General features: G+C 46.4%; 10 protein-coding genes and 7 pseudogenes. 11 read left to right on the plus strand and 6 right to left on the minus strand.

Annotated elements, in window-relative coordinates; translation table 11 throughout:
• The 11 genes and pseudogenes from JCM10512_RS22845 to JCM10512_RS18720 all read left to right on the plus strand — a co-directional run.
• A pseudogene (locus JCM10512_RS22845) lies at window positions 1-262 on the plus strand (RNA methyltransferase); the annotation flags it as partial.
• 1 nt (window position 263) lies between these two features.
• Window positions 264-2,457, plus strand: a pseudogene (locus tag JCM10512_RS24680) (S9 family peptidase).
• Window positions 2,458-2,469: 12 nt separating this feature from the next.
• Window positions 2,470-3,742, plus strand: a pseudogene (purD, locus tag JCM10512_RS18680) (phosphoribosylamine--glycine ligase).
• 20 nt (window positions 3,743-3,762) lie between these two features.
• Window positions 3,763-4,761 (plus strand): hypothetical protein, encoded by a 999-nt coding sequence (locus tag JCM10512_RS18685; protein WP_044165273.1) that lies wholly within the window; start codon window positions 3,763-3,765, stop codon window positions 4,759-4,761.
• On the plus strand, window positions 4,746-5,225 hold the full coding sequence (locus JCM10512_RS18690) for a YqaA family protein (protein WP_044165275.1): 480 nt from the start codon (window positions 4,746-4,748) through the stop codon (window positions 5,223-5,225). The genes JCM10512_RS18685 and JCM10512_RS18690 overlap by 16 nt, the downstream gene beginning before the upstream one ends.
• A 23-nt stretch (window positions 5,226-5,248) precedes the next feature.
• Window positions 5,249-5,974, plus strand: a complete 726-nt coding sequence (mnmC2, locus tag JCM10512_RS18695) for a tRNA (5-methylaminomethyl-2-thiouridine)(34)-methyltransferase MnmC2 (protein ID WP_044165277.1) — start codon at window positions 5,249-5,251, stop codon at window positions 5,972-5,974.
• A 38-nt stretch (window positions 5,975-6,012) separates the two neighbouring features.
• A pseudogene (locus tag JCM10512_RS18700) lies at window positions 6,013-6,917 on the plus strand (metal ABC transporter solute-binding protein, Zn/Mn family).
• A 20-nt stretch (window positions 6,918-6,937) separates the two neighbouring features.
• A pseudogene (locus JCM10512_RS18705) lies at window positions 6,938-7,722 on the plus strand (metal ABC transporter ATP-binding protein).
• A 314-nt stretch (window positions 7,723-8,036) separates the two neighbouring features.
• A pseudogene (locus JCM10512_RS18710) lies at window positions 8,037-11,410 on the plus strand (glycosyltransferase family 117 protein).
• Window positions 11,411-11,424: 14 nt separating this feature from the next.
• A complete protein-coding gene (locus tag JCM10512_RS18715; RefSeq protein ID WP_044165279.1) occupies window positions 11,425-12,039 on the plus strand; it encodes a polysaccharide deacetylase family protein in 615 nt (204 codons plus the stop codon).
• Between the two features lie 641 nt (window positions 12,040-12,680).
• The gene (locus JCM10512_RS18720; RefSeq protein ID WP_148298471.1) at window positions 12,681-13,100 is read left to right on the plus strand and encodes a hypothetical protein; all 420 of its coding nucleotides are present in this window, start codon (window positions 12,681-12,683) and stop codon (window positions 13,098-13,100) included.
• A gap of 269 nt (window positions 13,101-13,369) precedes the next feature.
• On the opposite strand, the gene JCM10512_RS21655 is transcribed toward JCM10512_RS18720, so the two are convergent.
• From JCM10512_RS21655 to JCM10512_RS18750, 6 genes and pseudogenes are all read right to left on the minus strand, one after another.
• Window positions 13,370-14,416, minus strand: coding sequence for a BACON domain-containing protein (locus JCM10512_RS21655; protein WP_052517294.1), 1,047 nt, complete (start codon window positions 14,414-14,416; stop codon window positions 13,370-13,372).
• Between the two features lie 27 nt (window positions 14,417-14,443).
• Entirely contained in the window at window positions 14,444-14,860 is a 417-nt protein-coding gene (locus JCM10512_RS18730) for a hypothetical protein (protein ID WP_044165282.1), read from the minus strand.
• A complete protein-coding gene (locus tag JCM10512_RS18735; protein ID WP_081741485.1) occupies window positions 14,860-15,699 on the minus strand; it encodes a DUF4302 domain-containing protein in 840 nt (279 codons plus the stop codon). Before JCM10512_RS18735 ends, JCM10512_RS18730 begins: the two co-directional genes overlap by 1 nt.
• Window positions 15,700-15,717: 18 nt before the next feature.
• The gene (locus JCM10512_RS18740; RefSeq protein ID WP_044165284.1) at window positions 15,718-16,620 is read right to left on the minus strand and encodes a zinc-binding metallopeptidase; all 903 of its coding nucleotides are present in this window, start codon (window positions 16,618-16,620) and stop codon (window positions 15,718-15,720) included.
• A 35-nt stretch (window positions 16,621-16,655) separates the two neighbouring features.
• The gene (locus JCM10512_RS18745; RefSeq protein ID WP_044165285.1) at window positions 16,656-18,236 is read right to left on the minus strand and encodes a RagB/SusD family nutrient uptake outer membrane protein; all 1,581 of its coding nucleotides are present in this window, start codon (window positions 18,234-18,236) and stop codon (window positions 16,656-16,658) included.
• Window positions 18,237-18,251: 15 nt separating this feature from the next.
• Window positions 18,252-21,579 (minus strand): annotated as a pseudogene (locus JCM10512_RS18750) (SusC/RagA family TonB-linked outer membrane protein).
• Window positions 21,580-22,223: the final 644 nt, after the last annotated feature.

Here is a 22,223-nt window from a genome sequence, read left to right on the forward strand (position 1 = left end):
CCGGGACTTTAAACCACGCGGAGAAGGTGGATTCAAACCAAGAGGCGACCGGGACTTTAAACCACGTGCAGAAGGAGAATTCACACCACGTGCAGAAGGCGAGCGCAGACCACGTAAAGAAGGAGGATTCAGACCACGTACGGAAGGAGACTTCAAGCCAAGAGGAGACCGGGAATTTAAACCGCGTACAGAAGGAGAACGCAGACCGCGTAGAGAGTTCAGAGGCGACAGAGAACCCAGAATCAAGAAAGAGGAGGATTAAAATGAAACTGAAAAGTGGTATAAGAGTGATCGGGTTGCTATTTGCACTCGTAACAATGACCCATATGACAGCACAAACCAAACAAGTACCCAGCCTGGAAGATCTAATTCCAGGTGGTGAAACGTATCGTTATACCCAGAACCTGTACGGGCTTCAATGGTGGGGTGACGAATGCATCAAGCCCGGTATTGACACCCTTTATTCCGTCCAACCGGCAACAGGCAAAGAAACCGTACTCACGACTCGTGAGCAAGTTAACCAGGTATTGGAAGAAAAGAAAGCAGGCCGTCTGCCCCACTTCTATTCGGTAAGCTTCCCGTGGGCTGACAAATCACAAATGTTACTCACCCTCGGAGGGAAATACCTGACTTACGACTTCCGAACCAATCAGATTATCCATACCCGGACGCTGAAAGAAGGAGCAGCCAATCAGGACTACTGCACCGCCAACGGAAACGTAGCGTATACCATAGCTAACAATCTGTATGTGAACGATCAGGCCGTAACCGACGAACCCGAAGGTATCGTTTGCGGACAATCCGTGCACCGCAACGAGTTTGGCATCCGAAAAGGTACTTTCTGGAGCCCCCAAGGAAATCTCTTGGCATTCTACCGGATGGACGAACGAATGGTAACCCAATATCCGCTTGTAGACATCACCACACGCATAGCCGAGCTCAACCAAGTTCGTTATCCGATGGCCGGAATGACTAGCCATCTGGTCACAGTCGGTATCTACAATCCCACAACCGGGAAAAGCATCTACCTCGATGCCGGAGATCCGACCGATCGTTACTTCACTAATATCAGCTGGTCGCCGGATGAAAAAAGCATCTACCTCATCGAACTGAATCGCGATCAGAATCATGCCAAGCTGATAAGCTATGATGCTACTACCGGAGCTCAAAAGGAAGTTCTGTATGAAGAGACTCATCCAAGTACGTAGAGCCTCAACAAGCCATTCAATTCTTACCATGGATGATACGAAATTTATCTACCAGAGTCAGCGAGATGGTTACAACCACCTTTACCTGTTCGATACCCGCTCCAAACAGAAAGCCCAATGGCAAGAAACAACGGGAGGAGCCAAGTATTACGAACCGGTAAAAGTAAAGCAACTCACCCGGGGGAAATGGTTGGTTAGCAGCGTACTGGGATTCAATGAAAAGAAGAAAGAGGTTGTTTTCACCGCCTGCGAAGGGCTGAAAACCGGGCATCTGTCAGTCAACGTTGCCAACGGAAAGCTGAATCGCCCCTTCGAAACGTGTACGGAAAGCGAACGCAACGGCATGCTCAGCGCATCGGGCAACTACCTGATCGACATTTACTCAACAGTTACCGAGCCACGCAGCATCGATATCGTCCAAACACAAAACGCTAAAAGTATCCGTTTGCTAACGGCTAAAAGCCCTTACGAAGGTTATCAGATGCCTAGCATTGAAGTCGGTACGCTTAAGGCAGCCGACGGCACGACCGATCTGCACTACCGGCTGTTGAAGCCGGCCGATTTCGATCCGAAGAAGCAATACCCCGTCATCGTCTATGTATACGGAGGCCCTCACGCACAGATGATCACCGGTGGCTGGCAGAACGGAGCCCGTGGATGGGATATATACATGGCCAACAAAGGCTACATCATGTTTTCTGTTGACAACCGGGGCAGCAGCAACCGGGGACTCGAGTTTGAGAACGCCGTATTCCGCCATCTGGGTATCGAAGAAGGAAAAGATCAACTGAAAGGGATCGATTACCTGAAAACGCTGCCCTACGTCGACGGCAACCGCATCGGTGTACATGGATGGAGCTTTGGCGGACATATGACAACCGCTCTCTTGCTGCGTTATCCCGAAGTATTCAAAGTCGGAGTAGCCGGAGGACCGGTTATCGACTGGTCGTATTATGAAATTATGTACGGCGAACGCTACATGGATACCCCACAGGACAACCCCGAAGGCTATAAAGAAGGCAATCTGAAGAATCTGGCGGGTGCATTGAAAGGCCATCTGTTGATTATTCACGACGACCACGACGACACTTGCGTGCCGCAACATACCTTCTCGTTTATGAAAGCTTGCGTAGACGCCCGTACCTACCCCGATTTGTTTATCTATCCGGGGCACAAACACAATGTTTCAGGACGTGACCGTGTACACCTGCATGAGAAGATTACCCGTTATTTCGAAGAACATTTATAATTTCCGACTGATATGAAGATTTTGTTACTAGGCTCGGGCGGCCGTGAGCATGCGTTAGCATGGAAAATTGCCCAAAGTCCGAGAGTTGAGAAACTATACATCGCGCCGGGAAATGCCGGAAGCAATGCCGTAGGCGAGAATGTAAACATACAGGCTACCGACTTTGAAGCAATCGCCGCTTTCGCTCTGCAAGAGCAAGTAAGCATTGTCGTAGTAGGACCTGAAGACCCCTTGGTAAAAGGCATCTATGACTACTTCCAGAATCGTGCCGACCTCCGGCAGATCGCTGTGGTAGGCCCTTCTGCCAAAGGAGCGGAATTGGAAGGCAGTAAGGAATTTGCCAAAGGCTTTATGATGCGCCACAACATCCCGACAGCCCGCTATAAAAGTATCACTTCCAACAACCTGGAAGAAGGCTATGCTTTCCTCGAGAGCCTGGAAGCTCCCTATGTACTGAAAGCCGACGGCCTTTGTGCCGGTAAAGGAGTCTTGATCCTTCCGACACTCGCCGAAGCCAAAAAAGAGTTGAAAGACATGCTGGGTGGCATGTTCGGCTCGGCTTCCTCTACAGTGGTAATCGAAGAATTCCTGAGCGGCATCGAGTGCTCCGTATTCGTTCTGACTGACGGCGAGCACTACAAAGTATTGCCCGTTGCCAAGGACTACAAACGAATCGGTGAAGGCGATACAGGCTCAACACCGGTGGAATGGGTAGCGTAACTCCGGTTCCGTTTGCCGACGAGGAATATATGGAGAAAGTACGTACACGCATCATCGAACCAACCATCAACGGGCTGATTGAAGAGAAGATCACCTACAAAGGCTTTATCTTCCTCGGACTGATCCGGGTGAAAGGCGAACCGATGATGATCGAATACAACGTTCGCATGGGTGATCCGGAGACTGAAAGTGTGGTACTACGCATTCAGAGCGATTTCGTCGACCTTCTCGAAGGAGTAGCCGAAGGCAATCTGCATGAAAAGACGTTGGTTATGGACCACGTACGGCAGGATGTGTGATCCTTGTTAGCGGTGGTTATCCGGAAGATTACGAAAAAGGCTTCCCAATTAGCGGTTTGGAACAAGCTGCTGCTACCGATAGCATCATCTTCCATGCCGGAACAACGGTAAAGGACGGACAGGTAGTGACTAACGGCGGACGTGTGATCGCTGTATGCTCCTACGGGGAAACCAAAGAAGAAGCCTTGGTGAAAAGCTACGAAGTGGCCGACAAGATTCAGTTTGAGAAGAAATACTTCCGACGCGACATCGGGTTTGATCTGTAACTAACAACAAACCATAGGCAATGAGAACAAGGAGACTTCAAAATCAGGTGACGGCAGGACGCTTTACGCTACCTGTTGTTATCATGATCTGCACCCTTTGCTGGGTGCTGACCTCCCTCATTTTGCCCGATCTCAGCATGCCGGAAAGCAGTTACCCACTTTGGGAGTCAGCTCGTTTGCTACTCCCGACCTGGGCTGAACGGCTCAGCAGCTACCTGACGTACGGCATGATCGGTTATTTCCTCATCGAGCTGAACAACCAGTTTACCATCATCCGCATGCGGGCCTCCGTGCAAACCTCCATCCTGTTCCTACTGGTTACCGTTTGCCCGGAAATGCACATCCTCTATGCCGGTGATCTGGCTGCCATCGCTTTCCTTATATCCATCTATTTTCTATTTAAGAGCTACCAACAGAGCCGACCGGCAAGCTATCTCTTTTATTCTTTTCTGTTTATAGGAGGGGGCAGCTTCTTTTTCCCGCAATTCGCTTTCTTCGGCATTTTATGGCTGCTGGAGGCCTACCGCTTTCAGTCGCTCAACCTCCGAAGCTTTTGCGCCGCGCTGCTGGGGTTAATGTTTCCCTATTGGTTCTTGCTCGGGCACGCCTTCTTTTACGATCAGATGGAGCTGTTCTATCATCCGTTCATCGAACTGACTACATTCAGTCCACTGATGGATCTACAAGCTTTAAGGCCTTGGGAGATGGCTACACTCGGTTATCTGCTGGTGATGTTCATCATCAGTGCCGGCCATTGTATTGTCACCGGATTTGAAGATAAAATCCGCACGCGGTCTTACTTGCAGTTCCTCATCGAACTGACTTTCTTCATTTTCCTATTCATCTTCTTGCAACCGGCTTTGTGTATCAACCTGCTTCCGCTGCTTATCATCAGCACCAGCATCTTGATCGGGCATTTGCTTGTGCTAACCAACAGCAAGACATCGAACGTGTTTTTTATTTGCTCAATAGTAGCACTCATCCTCTTATACGGTTTTAATATATGGACGCTTTTGTAGATTCCGCCACACAACTCTTGATTCAATGGGGACTTCCTGGACTATTTATCGCCGCTCTGCTGGCAGGTAGCATCGTACCCTTTAGTTCCGAGCTTGTACTTGTGGCACTCGTTCAACTGGGGCTTAACCCCACCGCCTGTCTGATATCAGCCGCATTGGGCAATACGGCGGGTGGTATGACTTGTTATTTCATGGGCCGTATGGGGAAGGTCACCTGGATCGAGAAGTATTTCAAGGTCAAGAAAGAACGACTGGACAAGATGGTCGGTTTTCTGCAAGGCAAGGGGGCCTTAATGGCATTCTTCACCTTCCTGCCCGCCTTGGGCGAGGTTATCGCCATCGCGCTCGGTTTTATGCGGAGCAACATCTGGCTGACTACGGCATCCATGTTCGCCGGCAAACTGATTCGTTACATCATCCTGATGTATATTCTTCAACAAGCTGTGGACTTTGTAGCCGGTTAATCCAGATCAATGAGCAAACAACCATGAAAAGAATCATAGAAAGAACAGACGACGGAAGCGCTACACTCTTTGTACCCGAACTGAACGAACATTATCATTCGACGAAGGGCGCACGCACCGAATCGCAGCATATCTTCATCGATATGGGGCTGAAAGCATCCGCCTCTCCTACTCCACAGATTCTTGAGATTGGATTCGGTACGGGACTTAACGCCTGGCTAACGCTGGAAGAAGCCGAGAGAAGCGGGCGACATGTGCACTATACCGGACTTGAACTTTACCCACTCTCCTGGGAAATGGTAGAGCCGCTCGGTTACATCGCCCCCGACGAACAGATACAGATAGAAAACCAGATGCAAAGTGCATCCGAATTATTTCACCAACTCCATACAGTTCCCTGGGGCGAGTCGGTAGCCATCACGCCGCACTTCACCTTGCAGAAGATTCAAATAGATGCCAACGAGTATCTAGAAAGCAGTCCGGCAAACCGTACTTCCGTTTCGACAAATATCGAAAGGCCGGGAGCGGATATCGTTTATTTTGACGCTTTTGCTCCCGAAAAGCAACCCGACCTTTGGTCGCAAGAACTATTTGACCAGTTATACGTTTTACTAAATAAAGGGGGTATACTGACTACCTACTGTGCCAAAGGTGTTGTACGCCGGATGTTGCAGTCGGCAGGATTTACCGTCGAACGCCTGCCCGGCCCTCCCGGAGGGAAAAGAGAAATTCTGCGAGCCGGCAAATAAACAGAAATATCAACCACATATAAAAACAAAAAACAGACATGAGAATTCAGATAAAAGGCGCCAAACTCCTGCTACTCCTCGCTTCCAGTGCGATTATAGCAGCATGCGGCGGGCAATCTTCCAAACGCAACGAGCATGAGAAGCCTATCATAACAGTCACTATCGAACCCCAACGCTATTTTGTCGAAGCAATTGCCGGTGACAAATTCAATGTGGTGAGCATGGTGCCCAAAGGAGCTAATCACGAAACATACGATCCCATCCCGCAACAACTCGTCTCTTTGGGAGAGAGTAAAGCATATTTTCGCATTGGTTACATCAGCTTTGAACAAGCCTGGATGGACCGCCTGATGAAAAACACCCCGCACTTGCAGGTGTTCGACACATCCAAAGGGGTCGACTTAATACTGAACCATGAAGATACGGCTCACGCACATGGCGATCATGAAGGACATAGCCACGCTGTGGAACCTCACATCTGGAGTTCGGCAACCAATGCGCTGATTATTGCGCAGAATACCTATAAAGCACTTTGCGCAATCGATAAAGCGAATGAATCGTACTATCTGGTACGTTATGATTCCCTACGTAAACATATCGAGCATACCGATAGCATCATTTGCAAAGAGCTTACGCATTCTACCGGCTCAAAATCGTTCATGATCTATCATCCGGCACTCTCCTACTTCGCCCGCGACTATGGACTCCACCAAATAGCGATCGAAGAAGCGGCAAAGAGCCTTCGCCTGCCCATCTGAAGAAGTTGGTCGACGCTTGCAAAAGCGAAAAGGTGAAAGTGATCTTCATACAACCGGAGTTTGACGAACGTAACGCGGAGACTATATCCAAGCAAACCGGAGCGAAAATCATTTCGATCAATCCCTTGAATTACGATTGGGACACGGAAATGTTACACGTTACCAAAGCACTCATTACTCAATGACCAATCAACCCGGCACAAACATGAAACCGCTCATTGAGATCCGAGATCTCTCGGCCGGATATGAAGGGCGACAAGTACTGCGCGATGTCAACCTGACGGTGTACGAGCGCGACTTTCTGGGCGTCATTGGCCCGAACGGCGGGGGTAAGACTACGTTGATTAAGTGCATCCTGGGATTGCTGAAACCGACGGGTGGTAAAATCACCTTTCATATGTCAGATGGTACTCAAACCACCAATTCCAACGATCGGCCTACATTGGGCTACCTGCCGCAGTACAATACCATCGACCGGAAGTTCCCGATTTCCGTAGAAGAGGTTATCCTTTCCGGTTTGAGTGTTCAGCAAAAGCTGTACGCACGTTTTACGCATGAGCAACGGGAAAAAGGACGTGCGATTATCGAACGTATGGGACTCGAAGGACTGGAGAAACGTGCCATCGGGCAACTTAGCGGGGGACAACTCCAACGTGCCTTATTGGGACGTGCCATCATCTCCGATCCGTCCGTGGTTATCCTCGACGAACCGAGCACCTATATCGACAAACGATTCGAAGCCCGCCTGTATGAGCTACTGGCGGAGATCAATAACGATTGTGCCATCATTCTGGTTAGCCACGATATCGGTACGGTTCTGCAACAAGTGAAATCCATCGCTTGTGTGAATGAATCGCTCGATTACCACCCGATACGGGCATCACAAGCGAATGGTTGGAGAGAAACTTCCACTGCCCCATCGAATTGTTGGGACACGGCACGTTGCCACACCGCATCTTGGGTGAGCATCATCACCACGATCACGCCTAAAACCCTTCGTCGGAAGAAAGCGAATCATTTATACGGGGCTGATCATTGTCCAACGAGTCTTCTCGCAGTGAAGTGAGCCGAGCTTAGTTTACAGACCGGATATAGCTAGCTCGGTCGAAAGCCGGGTGTAGCGTATAAGTCGGTAATAGTTGGCTATCTGAAAGGGTTTTACAGCCTTTTTCATGTCGGAAAACATCGTTTATCGGAAGAGAATTACATAATAATTCTTATCATTCTATCCGTTTGTACATGGATTTCATTATCTTTGCGCCCATGTAACGTGTTTTTAACGAATAAACTACGATATAGCGCTAATGAAACAGTACAGAACCGTGAACAACTTAATGGGTTGGCTCACATTCATTATTGCAGCAACAGTCTATTGCCTCACGATAGAACCTACTGCCAGCTTTTGGGACTGCCCCGAGTTTATAACCACCGGCTATAAACTGGAAGTCGGCCACCCACCCGGCGCACCTTTCTTCATGTTAATGGCAAACCTGTTTACCCAATTCGCCTCCGATGTAACCACCGTAGCGAAGATGGTGAATTATATGAGCGCACTGATGAGTGGCGCCTGTATCCTGTTCCTCTTCTGGAGCATCACCCATTTGGTACGCAAACTGGTTGTCAGTGACGAGAATAACATCACGAAAGGACAGCTCATTACCATCATGGGTAGCGGATTGGTAGGCGCTTTGGTCTACACTTTCAGCGATACGTTCTGGTTCTCGGCTGTCGAAGGTGAGGTATACGCGTTCTCTTCGCTCTTCACCGCCGTTGTATTCTGGCTGATCCTGAAATGGGAAGATGTAGCCGACCAACCACACAGCGACCGCTGGATCATTCTAATCGCTTACCTAACCGGATTGAGTATCGGTGTCCACTTGCTGAACCTGCTCTGTTTGCCGGCTATCGTACTGGTTTATTATTACAAGAAAACACCGAATGCAACCGCAAAAGGCTCCTTGCTAGCACTGCTCGGCTCAGGCATTCTGGTAGCTGCTGTGCTTTACGGCATCGTACCGGGTATTGTAAAAGTCGGTGGCTGGTTCGAACTACTGTTTGTCAATAGCTTAGGCATGTCGTTCAACACAGGTGTAGTAGTCTACATCATCGTTTTAGCCGCTTCGCTTATCTGGGGCATCTACGAAAGTTACAACGAGAAAAGCAAACTGCGCATGGCGGTCTCTTTCGTCGTTACAATCGCCCTGTTGGGTATTCCGTTCTATGGACATGGAGTCAGCAGCATTCTGATTGGTATCGTAGTAATTGCCGCCCTGGCCATCTACTTGGCTCCGCAAGTACAAGAGAAAATAAAAGAAAAATGGCGTATCTCCGCCCGCACCATGAACACAGCCCTGTTGTGTACCATGATGATCGTAATCGGTTATTCGTCTTACGCACTGATTGTAATCCGTTCCACCGCCAATACGCCGATGGATCAGAACTCTCCGGAGGATATTTTCACGCTGGGCGAATACCTCGGCCGTGAACAATACGGTACTCGTCCGCTTTTCTACGGCCCTGCTTTCTCTTCGAAAGTAGCTCTTGATGTGAAAGACGGCTACTGTGTACCGCGCCAAACCGAAACCGGCAGCAAGTATATCCGCAAGGAAAAGAAATCCGCCGACGAGAAGGACGAGTATATCGAACTTCCCGGACGCATCGAATACACATACGCACAGAACATGCTCTTCCCGCGTATGTACAGTGCCTCTCATGCACCTCTCTACAAACAATGGGTGGATGTGAAAGGCAATGATGTTCCGTATGACCAATGCGGGGAAATGGTAACGGTGAACGTGCCTACCCAATGGGAAAACATCAAGTTCTTCTTCTCTTACCAACTGAATTTCATGTACTGGCGCTACTTCATGTGGAACTTTGCCGGACGTCAAAACGACATTCAAGGTAGCGGAGAAATAGAGCATGGCAATTGGATAACCGGTATTTCGTTTATCGACAATGCCCTGGTAGGTAACCAGAATCTACTGCCGCAAGATCTTAAAACCAACAAAGGACATAACGTATTCTACTGTTTGCCACTGTTACTGGGGCTAGTCGGACTTTTCTGGCAAGCCTATCACAGTCAGCGAGGTATCCAGCAGTTCTGGGTGGTGTTCTTCCTCTTCTTTATGACGGGTATTGCTATTGTACTCTACCTCAACCAGACACCTGCGCAACCGCGTGAGCGTGACTATGCGTATGCCGGCTCGTTCTATGCGTTCGCCATCTGGATCGGTATGGGTGTGGCAGGCGTAATCCGTTTGCTGCAGGACTATGCCAAGATGAAAGAGCTTCCCGCAGCCGCATTGGCCTCGGTAGTCTGCTTGCTGGTTCCCATCCAAATGGCGGGACAGACTTGGGACGACCACGATCGTAGCGGACGTTATGTGGCTCGCGACTTTGGACAGAACTACCTGATGACGTTGCAGGAGAAAGGCAATCCGGTAATCTTCACCAACGGTGATAACGATACATTCCCCTTGTGGTACAACCAGGAGACTGAAGGATTCCGTACCGATACGCGAACCTGTAACCTGAGTTACCTGCAAACCGACTGGTACATCGACCAAATGAAGCGTCCGGCTTACGACTCTCCGTCACTGCCCATCACATGGGATCGTTGGGAGTATGTGGAAGGACAAAACGAATACGTATCCATCCGCCCTGAAGTAAGAAAGAGCATTGACGATATGTACGCCGAAGCCGATAGCGCAGCCGAGAACGGCGATCCGAAGCTTTTGGAGAACCTCAAACAGCAGTTTGGTGACAATCCATACGAGCTGAAGAATATACTCAAATATTGGGTACGCTCTGATAAGGAAGGGCTTCGCGTTATCCCAACCGATAGCTTAGTCATGAAAATCGATAAGGAAGCCGTACGCCGCTCGGGCATGAAGATCCCCGACGCATTGGGCGACTCTATCCCCGAATACATGACTATCCTGCTGAGAGACGCCAATGGTAAACCCAAACGTGCACTCTACAAGAGCGAACTGATGATGCTCGAAATGTTGGCTAATGCGAACTGGGAACGTCCGTTCTATATGGCAATCACCGTTGGCAGTGAGAATCAACTGGGCATGGAGAACCACTTCATCCAAGAGGGCCTTGCTTACCGGTTCACACCGTTCGATACGAACAAGCTAAACAGCAAGATAGACTCCGAGAAGATGTACGATAACCTGATGAACAAGTTCAAGTTCGGTGGCATCGACAAACCGGGTATCTATATTGACGAGAACGTAATGCGGATGTGCTACACGCATCGCCGTATCTTCACACAGTTGGTCGGACAGCTCATCCGCGAAGGCAAGAAGGACAAGGCACTCGCTGCATTGGACTATGCCGAGAAGATGATCCCCAGCACTAATGTTCCCTACGACTGGGCGAACGGCTCGTTCCAAATGGCAGAAGCTACTACCAGCTCGGCAAGAAAGAAAAAGCGGATCAAATTATCGATGCGCTGGCCAACAAATCATTGGAATACATGAACTGGTACCTGAGCCTGACTGATAATCAGCTTGCGATAGCCGGTGAAAGCTTCATGTACAATGCCGGCTTAATTGACGCCGAGGTTCGCCTGATGGAAAAATATAAATCAGAAGAACTAAGCAAACGCTATTCGCCACAGCTCGAACGCCTGTACAGCGAATACGTAACGAGAATGAAGGGTCAATAACAAGGGAAACCAACATGTTAATAGAACAACCGCCGCGGCTTTTCCGGGCATTGTATCCCCAGGCCATCTTCCGGATGGATCCGAACGATCGGGCAGTATACCTGACTTTCGATGACGGACCGATCCCGGAAGTAACCCCGTGGGTGCTCAATCTCTTAGAAGAGCATAACATCAAAGCCACCTTCTTTATGGTAGGCGACAACATTCGTAAACATCCCGACGAATACCAAATGGTAGTAGATCATGGGCACCGGATAGGCAACCATACCTACAACCATATCCGTGGGTTTGAGTACTCTAATCCGGAATATCTGGCAAATACCAAGAAGGTAGACGAGATCATTCACACCGACCTCTTTCGCCCACCGCATGGACACATGGGGTTCCGTCAATACTATACCTTGCGTCATTACTACCGAATAATTATGTGGGATTTGGTAACCCGCGACTATAGCAAGCGGATGCGTCCGGAACAGGTATTGAACAACGTAAAACGCTACGCGCGCAACGGCTCCATCATCACATTCCACGATTCATTGAAGTCGTGGGATAATGGAAACCTGCAATATGCACTCCCCCGCTCCATCGAGTTTCTGAAAGCGGAAGGTTACGTATTCAAGGTATTCTGATACAAGCTTATTATCAACAGATAACGATCCTCTTACTCCACCGGCTTCTTATTAAATAGAACCGTATGGAGCAAGGGGATCGTTATCAGAGATCCGGATGATTATAGAACGAAAACTCATTCCAGAATCGCCTAGACCCGATTGATTGCTGCTAAGCTTTCAAGTATTAACAGCTTGGTTTTGATGTATTAATAACCCATTACTCAGGTATTAATAGCCCGGCACTCAAGTAACCTGAGTCAAGAACTTCGTAAAGCAAAGGCAAAACATCTTTTTAAACGTCCAATTCAAGCGATGGGAGCTTTGACGTACAAAGAGTTGCAAACAGACGTTTCCATTCAACTAGAAGGCGTTAAAACACATCTCGCAGCCTTCAAACCTCTACCATCCAAGAAAGATTAGATACAAGTACACGCTTCTTACGCATATACTACGACTTAGCAATGAACTCGCAACCAAGAATAAACGCATCCACAGCAGGAAGCTGATGTGTTGAAAGCAGAAGATAACCCACAAAAGCCTGTATTGTTAAAAGATTATGGATTAACACATTAATGCCAACACCAGCCAAACAATAGTCAACTTATATTTGTTTCAAGTGACGTTCTCAAACTAATATTTACAATTAAATCTTATCAAAAATGAAAAAGTTTATTTTCTCGGCTGCTGCGCTTTGCGCAATGGCGTTTACCGCGCAGAATGCTGTGGCACAAGTCCTGCCACAGCTAACATCCAGTGTAACATCGATCGATTTAGGAACCGTTCAAGTAAATGACGTAGTGCCTGTTGAGTTCGATCTTAATCTCCTGAATTTGGGAAGCATTACACCTAGCATTGCCAATCTTCAAGTGGAGTCAAGACAGAGTCGCGTCCGGGTTGGAGATGTAGTTGCTCTACCCGCAGGAACTGTAACATGGGATGTAGACACAACAATTGAGCCTCTAGGAGTAGGTGCGCTTGCCGGAGAAGCTCTGGAAGTTAGCTTAGAAGTGCCTATTCCGCTTTTGCCGAGCATAACTTTGAGCACAGAAATTCCAGTTACAGGAACTGTTGTTCCATAAACGAGCACATTTCTTAGAAACGAAGATTTATTGAATGTAAGGAACAGCCTCTATGCAGCAATTCTTGTAGCGTAGAGACCAATGAATAAGGGTGTGTATCAAATAGCTTTTGATATACAACCTTATTCACGCTTCATCGGCTATTCAAGACGAAGAGTGGAAACAAACTCTATTGCTCCCACTCTTCCACAAGAAAAATTAATGTAAAAAGGACTCACAGAGGTCTATGTCGTATACCACAACATGAGCCCCATTCGACATTAAATCATTTATTTATATAAAACAAGGTCGGTATAGGTTGCCAAAGTCCCTACAAATCCCGCATTTGTTGCTGTAGCAGAGGTAAACGCTCCTAAGGCAACACCGTTAGTCTCCTTATTAGGCCAGCTGCCGTCATTAGCAAATACCATGTAGAACGTTCCGTCTTCGGCGATATATGGAGAAGCGGAATAGGTATATGTAGCCGCCCACGAGATGTAACCATCCGTAGAAGAGAAAAGAGTAAAGAGGTAATAGCTACTATATCTTCCTTGTGCATTGCCATTGGCCATCTTTAGACCTCCATTTACGTAGGTACAATGAAAGATTGGAGTCACTGTGGGAGTCAACGGAGCAAAATTCAAATATAACGCGCCGGTACTTGGGCTTGTAATCGTTATATCCTCCTCATAAAGGTCTTCACCGTCAGCATATGAAACTTTCCACGCACCAACAAAACTGTTAATATCATATTGACGAATCGTGAAAGACTTCTCTCTATCATCACAGGATATGGTTACATTCGCTCCACGAGGAGCTCCAGACTCATTTTTAGTGAAATGGAAAGTAACTTTTCCATCTTCATCCGCTGTATAGCTTAACCAAGAAGCCGCATAAGACGGTATATTGACAATGTAAGGGGAAGAAGAAGTTACGATAACAGACGTAGAGTCTGCTGCGTTGGCATTTAGAGTCTTTAGGTTTGACGCATCAATACCAAAAGCAAACCCTTCCTGATACACAGCAACCAGAGAGGTCAATACACCATCATTCAACGTTATTGTACCTGCACGGCTCTCGATAGACTCATTTTTCACAACTTTCGCAGTAACCACACCACCCGATACACTCACGGAGCACCAATCGACAGAGGAGGTGGCTTGTAACTCACGATCCGTTTTTACTTCAATTGATCCGGTTCCGCCCGGTGCTTTGAAATAAAGGTCAGCTTTGGTCACATCCAACGCCTCCGGTGCTGTATAGGCATAATCGTCCCCACACGAAGTGAAACAAAGTATACCTGCCAGCGCAATGAATAAACTATATAATTTCTTCATAACTAATTTACTTTTTATCGATTTCTATCAATCCTTCTTTACCATAACTATGGGTGTGCTAAATAGCTCTAAATAACCAGCTACACCCGCACTGCTCGGTGGTTGACTAGTGAATGCATACGTAAGGAATGAATCACCGATATCAGTCCCCCATCCACCATTGTCTTTAAAAGTAATCGTCAGCGGACTTTCCAAGCTATTCACACCAATCAGTCCGGCACCATCTTTCCATGTCACATAGCTAGCATTGCAGAGACATAAATAGGCATAGTATTTGCCCAACGCAATACCTAGATATTGATTAGTAATGGAAAACGAACCCATCGAGCGAACATATTCAGCATTAACGGTGCCATAAGCGGTAAAGCCGGTAATAGAGTAAGTCTTACCATCAGGATTTGCTACCACATTAACAGTCTTCGTACCCATCGTATACGCACCCACTAACTGGTTATAGAAACGATAACCTTCGGGATAGAATGCTTCAAACTTCGCATTAACTCCGGCATCGGTACAAACAAACGATACATTGTCCGTATCAGCTTGAATGTGCTCATGGTCACTCCATTGATCGTTATAGGGCTATAAAGCTGGATGCCTTCATTGGTATAAACAAAAGGAATTGTTTCTACGCCTCCCAACTCTCCCGCTTCGGTATAAGTTAAAGTAAATACGTTATTGGTCTGCTCAACTTCACCCACTTCCTTACCGTCTATAGTCAGGCGGAATGTTCCCAGAAAAATAGCACTTTGTATCTCCTGCACACTTTTCAGGTAATTCTCCCAAGCTACTTCTTTAGGCATCGGGGTCAATACAATCAGGTTCTTAGTCTTTGTTCCGCTCAAAACAACCTTTTCAGGAGTAGCGCTCATCACCGTAAACTGAAAATCACCACCTAGCGCATTCAAAGGCTCGCTAAACAAGTGCATGATTGCGTTATAGCTATCAAAAGTCAACACCGGCCCCGCACTTTGCTTGAGCGAATAAAGACTGGTTATCACCGTATCTGCCTTAGCAACTTCACCTGCCACCGTCGCTTCACCATTCTCATTAAACGAAACTAATAGGTTATAGCCTCCATATGCCTGATCATAGCCCGGGTAATATTGCATTACCCAACCGTTTTCGGCTGATACCAATATCTCTTTATAGTTCTCTAAGGCATCACTGATGCGATTGGCGGACGAATCGCCGAAAATATCATCTTCTTCGTGCAACGAACAAGCACCTAGCAATAAAAGTGCCAGCATCCCGATCACACTATATATCTTTGTTCTTCTCATACTGTTTCTATTTAGTTGTTAATCCAATGATTCCAGGTTCAATTCTGAGATCTCGCCCATACGACGCTGCACAATCTGCTCCAGTTTCTCGATGTCAATACCCCACTTAATGTCCAAGTAGTCTTTAATCAACGCATATTTTAAAAGCATCTTGGTCGCTCCACTTTCACCGGCAAGACTAAGCATATTTTCCCAGTATTCCTTTCCGTAAACGACATAGAAAGATAAGATTTCAACGAAATCCTCGCCCGCCTCCGAAGAAGCATACGCACTGATAAAGCCCATTTCGAGTGCCTCCGTACTACCACTATTCTCGTAGTCGCCGACATTCACCCAACTAGGCCCTTGATAATCGGTAGAAATGGCATTAAAGTCCGTTGAATAATTCTTTGTCTGTTGAAGGATATGACCGAACTCATGATACATTGTTTTGATAAAATAGAATTTGATAATTTCCAAATCCGGGTTTTCAATATCCAATAAGTTCACTTTATTCAAGAAGATTTTCATTCCCCCTTCCGCAGTACCCAGCACCTCCGAACCATCTTCTTTGTACTCTGCCGAGCCAATAAGTTGAATCATGCGAGGTGAATATTGACGCAAAAAATCACGTCCTACCAGCTCATTATAAGCATCTACCCATAAATGCTTTACCAACTTGGCAACGGCAATCGATTTATCATATTCCGCCGGAACCACATCATATTCAACATGTGCTTCTTTATCCGAATAACGGTATTCGAACTGTATATTGTACGGATAGGTATAATTAGTCAGGACCCAGCGGTCAAAATCATTCTGTGTGGCTTTATCTACCCCGTCGGGGAATATACTTCTGGGGTCTAGATCTGTATCGTTGTTACACGCCGCCAATGAAACCAGAACGCCCAACAGTGTTATTAAATAATATATCTTTTTCATATTCTAGCTATTTTATAATTTCACAAATCGTCCAATCACTTGCGCGGGTTTCCCGGAATACCAGCTGCAACTACATCCTGTGGAAGTTGCCAAGCACGGCGCAAATCATCTTTAGTCAGTACATCCGCCTCTTCGCCATCGCGGTTGTGAGAGATCTCAATGCCATAGCGCTTCACATCAAGCCAACGCAAGCCTTCATGAACCGTTTCTACCCGGCGCAAATGCAATACGCATTGGATCAAGTTTTCTTGCTCACCCTCTGTCACGGTAAAACCAACGGGGTTAAGTTTCTTTTTGATGGTACGCTGACTCATACTTTCAGGCACCGTAGGCATATAGGCTACTCCGGAATAGAAAGACACCAAGTCAGCGGTACTCTTTGCCTGATAGGTCACTGAATGACTCTTGAGCCAATAGTTTATATCTTTCACACCGGCTTCCGGATTATTATTCAGAATGTAAGCCTCAGCCCGACAAAGCAAGGTTTCGTCCGTAGTAAACATAGGAACTACTAAATGCAGCAATCCGATGCCGGCTGCTTTATCGGTATATTCGAAATAAGCGTTCATCTTCGGTACGAATATTTTTTGAGATAACCCAAACAACTTCTTTACCGTACGAAGATTAGAGGAACTTCCCCAAGGGCCGGTAGCCTGTGCACCTTCCCGTGCAAAAAGCGTATTCGCATTTCCATAACGTCTATTACGTCCCGAATACGGTCCGTGTGCATATCCCCAAACCGACAGAATTGGAGTAATCAACAGGTTAGACGGGTCATTTGCCGAAATATAGGTATCACCAATCAGCGACAAGTCGGTCGGAAGATTGTTCAAGGTAGTCCAATCACGCAGCAGACCGCTTGGGTTGCCCGTTCCTAGCACCTTATTCGCATACTCGATAGCCTTGGCATAGTTGGACTTGTCGGCATGGGTATAAAATAGGTAGAACCGAGTAGCAAAAGCATACGCAGCTTTTCGGTTAAAGTGGTATTTAGGAACGGAATAAATATCGTCATTGATCAGCGGAAGTGCCTCTTCGACATCTTTGGCAATGTAGGCATAAAGCTCAGCCATGGTACCGCGACTCGGCAGCGTAACAGGCTTCGTCTCAGGTTCCAAGGTATAAGGAATTCCCATATCCACATCAGCTGTCTGCGGGTTGTATGCAACGCAGAACGTATTAGCTAGTACAAAATGCCAATAAGCGCGACAAATCAACGCTTCACCTCGTTGACCATTCAAGTTGGCGGGATTCCCCAACTCTTCGATCGCCTGCAAAGCCATGTTGGCAGAAGAAATCGCACCATAACATCCTTCCCAAATACCTTTCGGGTCATCGTCATCTATTTCGGTGACATCTTCCCAGCGATAGGCCTGAGTTATTGACTTCCAGAAAGGATCGTAATTGGCCCCATTATCCATCGTGTTGTCCGACGATATTTCGTAGGCCATAATTGGATAGTTCTGAGAATAGGCGGATACCAAAATCGCCGTTATCTTCTTCTCATTATCCACTTCGGTCCGGCTATCCGGCATCTTGTCCAAGAAATCGTTACAGGAGGACAAAGTCATTGCGGCTCCTATAGCAAGCATGTATATTTGATGTATTCTTTTCATAATCTTCTACTATTTTTAGAGTCCGACACGTAATGTTAAGGTAAACTGTCTAGGTACAGGAGCCGCCACACCACCGGTGTTAAAGAATTCCGGGTCCTGACCGTTCAACTTCTTATCTGCATAGATCAGGAAGAGGTTGGTAGCCTGGAACTTCAACGAGAGGTTGTTCAGTTTCCACGGCTCTATCCACTTCTTCGGGAAATCATAGCCAAATGCCACCTCTTTCATACGTATGAAATCACCCTTGGCAACACGAGCCGTCGAATAGTTATAGGCATTGTATGCGTAGTTCAACTGCGAATCACTCTGATTCTTTATTTTATCAGCGATGACCGGAATGTCCGTTTTCTGCTCGTCACCGGGCAACGTCCAACGATTTTTGAACTCGCGTGGCATAGAGGTTAAGTCGGTGTACTGATTTTTAAATACAGGGTCCAGGCGAACCACATTACCAAACGAATAAGTCAAGAACAAATTCAGGTTGAAACCTTTATAACGGAATGTATTGCCGAAGCTACCGGTAATCGTAGGGTCTGTTGGGCCTTCGTACACCAGATGCTCTTTCTTTATAGTTTCCTGGAAGTTTAAATCACTAACTGTTTTCTCTCCATTTTCATTGATAAAGGTCGGCAGACCGTACTTATTCAACCCTTGGAAATCAATAGAGAAAAGGGAGCGAACGGGATAGCCTTCCATGGTAAAGCCGGTACCGGTAATCATTTCGATCACACGTGCGTTCGAGTGCAGGTCGGTAACCTCATTTTTAGCGTGTGAAAAGATAAAATCCGTATTCCAGCTAAAATCTTGGCCCACGATATTCTTGGTTGATAATGTAAATTCAATACCATGGCTCTTCATGCTGGCCACATTGGCAAACTTGGTGATTTTAAGACCGGTACCCGGTGTATTAACCAAGCCGATCAAGTCGTAATTGTTACGTTTATACCAATCAGTTGCGAAGTTGATGCGATTGTCAAGGAACCCTATTTCAGCACCGATATTCAACTCATGCTTTTTCTCATAGGTAAGTTCTCTGTTTTCGGCTTCTTTAATATACAATCCGCTCTCTTTCACATTCGTAAAAGGACGCCAGGGGTTATAGCTCTGAACAATCGCAAGTGAATTGGACACATTAGCGGGACCACGGTCGGCGGTTAGCGAATACGAAGCCTTCAGGGTGAAGTTAGAAACAGTCGGCTCCAAATCCTTCCAGAATTTCTCTTCATGCGCATTCCATGCTCCGGAAATATTCCAGGTTGGCAACCAACGGGCGCTGGTCGATTTTCCCAGTTTATTGGTACCCTCATAACGCACGGTACCACTCACGGTATACCTTCTCTGATAAGAGTAAGTGGCCGTACCAAAGAATGCTACCGAGCGGGTACTGGTTGGCTTCACAGTATAATACTGAGCATTTTCTTCACTGCCCTGCTTGAAGTAGAGATAGTCATAAGCGGCAAGCATACCCATATCATACTGCATACCAGCACCATTGAACCAGGTCTCATTACGATCAACAGAATTCGCCTCCATACCTCCGAAGAAGTTAAAGATGTGTTTATCGTTGAAAACATCATTGTAGCTTGCTGTTGCACGGAAATCCCAACTATTCATCGAGTATTTGGTCTCTTTATAAAACCCACCCACGGGAAGTACGCTTACCGGCAATGAGTTCGCTTTGTCGGGATCCGTATAAAGCCAAGGGTTGGCGTCACGCATAGTCGCATCGTCCATAGCCCGGTAGGCCCATGCCTGATTGGAGTAGTCTTTGATGTAATGCGATTGCGTAGTATTAGAGTATTTATAGGCTCCCAAGACAGCCAATTCCAATTTGGAGATCGGTCGATATTTTAATTCAGCCTGAAATTTACTATCAAGCACATTCAAATCCATAAAATTATTATTCAGCTCGTTCATAATATTAAATGGAGCGTAGTTGCGCACGTAATACTCGTTCGGATCGAGGGTACGGGATGTATTCAACGCATAAGAGTACGGATTGATATCGAAATCTCGTTTCACTTCTCCACTCACTACATCAATATCCGATCCAGCGTGCCCGGAGCCTTTTGCTTACGGTAGGCCGCATTCCCAATCAAGTTCAGTTCCAACTGCTTCGTTAAATGATAAAGCGCATTCACATTCACCGTATAGCGCTGAACGGTACTTTGCTTCGACCATCCCGGGTCATGCATATAGCTGAGTGAAGCATAATAAGAGGCTTTCTCAGAACCGGTAGAAAGACTGACTGCATGATTCTGCATCACATTCGTATTGAACAGCTCGTCAAACCAATCGGTATTCCGGTATTCCGCTTCGCGCAAATACGCATTACGCGCTTCTTCCGTATTAAGTAACGCGTAACCTCCGGTAGCCGGATTGTACGTGTTGATCAGGTGGTACATCTTACCGTAAACGCCACTGTTTGACGCCCGAAAAGTACCGGCAAGAGTCAGATAACCAGCATTCTCGAGTTCTTTATAGACGCCCATTTGTTCCTGAGAGTTCATGATATTGAAATCGTTATACTTGGGCTTCATACGCACGGTAAACTCACCTGTATAGTTAATACGGCTTGTTCCGGCCTTTCCCCGCTTGGTCGTAACTACAATTACACCCGCCATGGCACGTGCTCCATAGATGGAGGTAGCCGAACCGTCTTTCAGGATCTGAAAGCTTTCAATATCGTCGGCATTCAAGCCCGCCACAGCAGAAGAGATCAACGTTTCCGCATTACCGGACGATAGCGCATCGGCACTCACTTCAGTCACATCTTCCATGATTACGCCGTCAACGACCCATAGGGCTTGGAACTACCATAAATGGAAGTTGCTCCACGCACGCGGATTTTCGGAGCCGTACCGAACGTACCGGATACATTCTGAACGGAAACTCCCGCCGAACGGCCTTCCAACGCGCGGCTGATTTCGGGCATACCGTCAATCTTCACATTAGCAGCCGATAACTGATCCGCCGCTCCCGTAAAAAGACGCTTATCCATCTTCTGCATACCAGTAATCACTACTTCATCCAGCATTTCCGAATCCGGCTTCAACACGATCCGCATCAGAGAGGATGTAATGGATACTGTTTGAGTCTGCATACCAATATAACTGATTTGCAAAGTTTTCGCTGAACCGGGCACACTACTGATCGAAAACTTACCGTCGATATCGGTCGTTGTACCCACATTTGTTCCTTTAATTAACACTGATGCTCCAACCACGGGCTGATTGTCCTCTTCTGAAAAAACTACCCCTGTAATCTTCCTAGAAGTCTGAGCGTTCATCAAGCCTATCCCGGTAAGCAAGCAGACTAAGAGTAACATTAATTTTACCTTCATAATTCCTTTTTTAAATTCCTAAAATAGGATTAAATTAGTTAATACCTTTTGCGATTTTTGCAAATATATATACTTTATAGTGAAATCAAAGTAATTTCTTAAAATATTTTATAAAACACACTTGTTTTATCCGATTATCCTTTTAAAAGCGCTCAAATCGCCCTTATTATACTTTATATTCATATAAACACACTTTCACACACAATAATAGCATTTAATCTAACTTTTAGACAGCATATAAAAGTTATACTAAATACTATTTTTGCATTAATTACGTTTATAAATGCAATCAACTATTTAACATTAATATACGCTTAAAAAAGATAATCCAATATCTATATGCAAGCATATTTCAATGCAATGTATACTCTTTTCAATCATTACAATCCTTAAAAGTATTAAAAACAAAAGATAAGTGTACAATATGTCAATCAGGCTTAATTTCCAAAGTAATATACAATTCTGAGGAAACATTCAGTTCTTCCGGATAAAAAAGGTCGTATTTTATTTAAAAGGTTGCTTCGTTCGACCCGGGTCGAACGAAACAAATACCCGGGTCGAACGAAAGAATAACCTAGGTGGAACGCAACAACAACCCGGGTGGAACGAATTAGAAACAGCGACTCCGCTGCTTAGAAGATGGG

The organism is Bacteroides reticulotermitis JCM 10512, from assembly GCF_000517545.1.
GTDB lineage: Bacteria > Bacteroidota > Bacteroidia > Bacteroidales > Bacteroidaceae > Bacteroides > Bacteroides reticulotermitis.

Bases quoted from the DNA above. Each gene is read 5' to 3' on its own strand.
- JCM10512_RS18735 (WP_081741485.1), bottom strand. From the start codon at position 15,699: ATGAGAAGAACAAAGATATATAGTGTGATCGGGATGCTGGCACTTTTA.
- JCM10512_RS18685 (WP_044165273.1), top strand. From the start codon at position 3,763: ATGAGAACAAGGAGACTTCAAAATCAGGTGACGGCAGGACGCTTTACG.
- JCM10512_RS18690 (WP_044165275.1), top strand. From the start codon at position 4,746: ATGGACGCTTTTGTAGATTCCGCCACACAACTCTTGATTCAATGGGGA.
- JCM10512_RS18720 (WP_148298471.1), top strand. From the start codon at position 12,681: ATGAAAAAGTTTATTTTCTCGGCTGCTGCGCTTTGCGCAATGGCGTTT.
- mnmC2 (WP_044165277.1), top strand. From the start codon at position 5,249: ATGAAAAGAATCATAGAAAGAACAGACGACGGAAGCGCTACACTCTTT.
- JCM10512_RS18745 (WP_044165285.1), bottom strand. From the start codon at position 18,236: ATGAAAAGAATACATCAAATATACATGCTTGCTATAGGAGCCGCAATG.
- JCM10512_RS18740 (WP_044165284.1), bottom strand. From the start codon at position 16,620: ATGAAAAAGATATATTATTTAATAACACTGTTGGGCGTTCTGGTTTCA.
- JCM10512_RS18715 (WP_044165279.1), top strand. From the start codon at position 11,425: ATGTTAATAGAACAACCGCCGCGGCTTTTCCGGGCATTGTATCCCCAG.
- JCM10512_RS21655 (WP_052517294.1), bottom strand. From the start codon at position 14,416: ATGAAGAAATTATATAGTTTATTCATTGCGCTGGCAGGTATACTTTGT.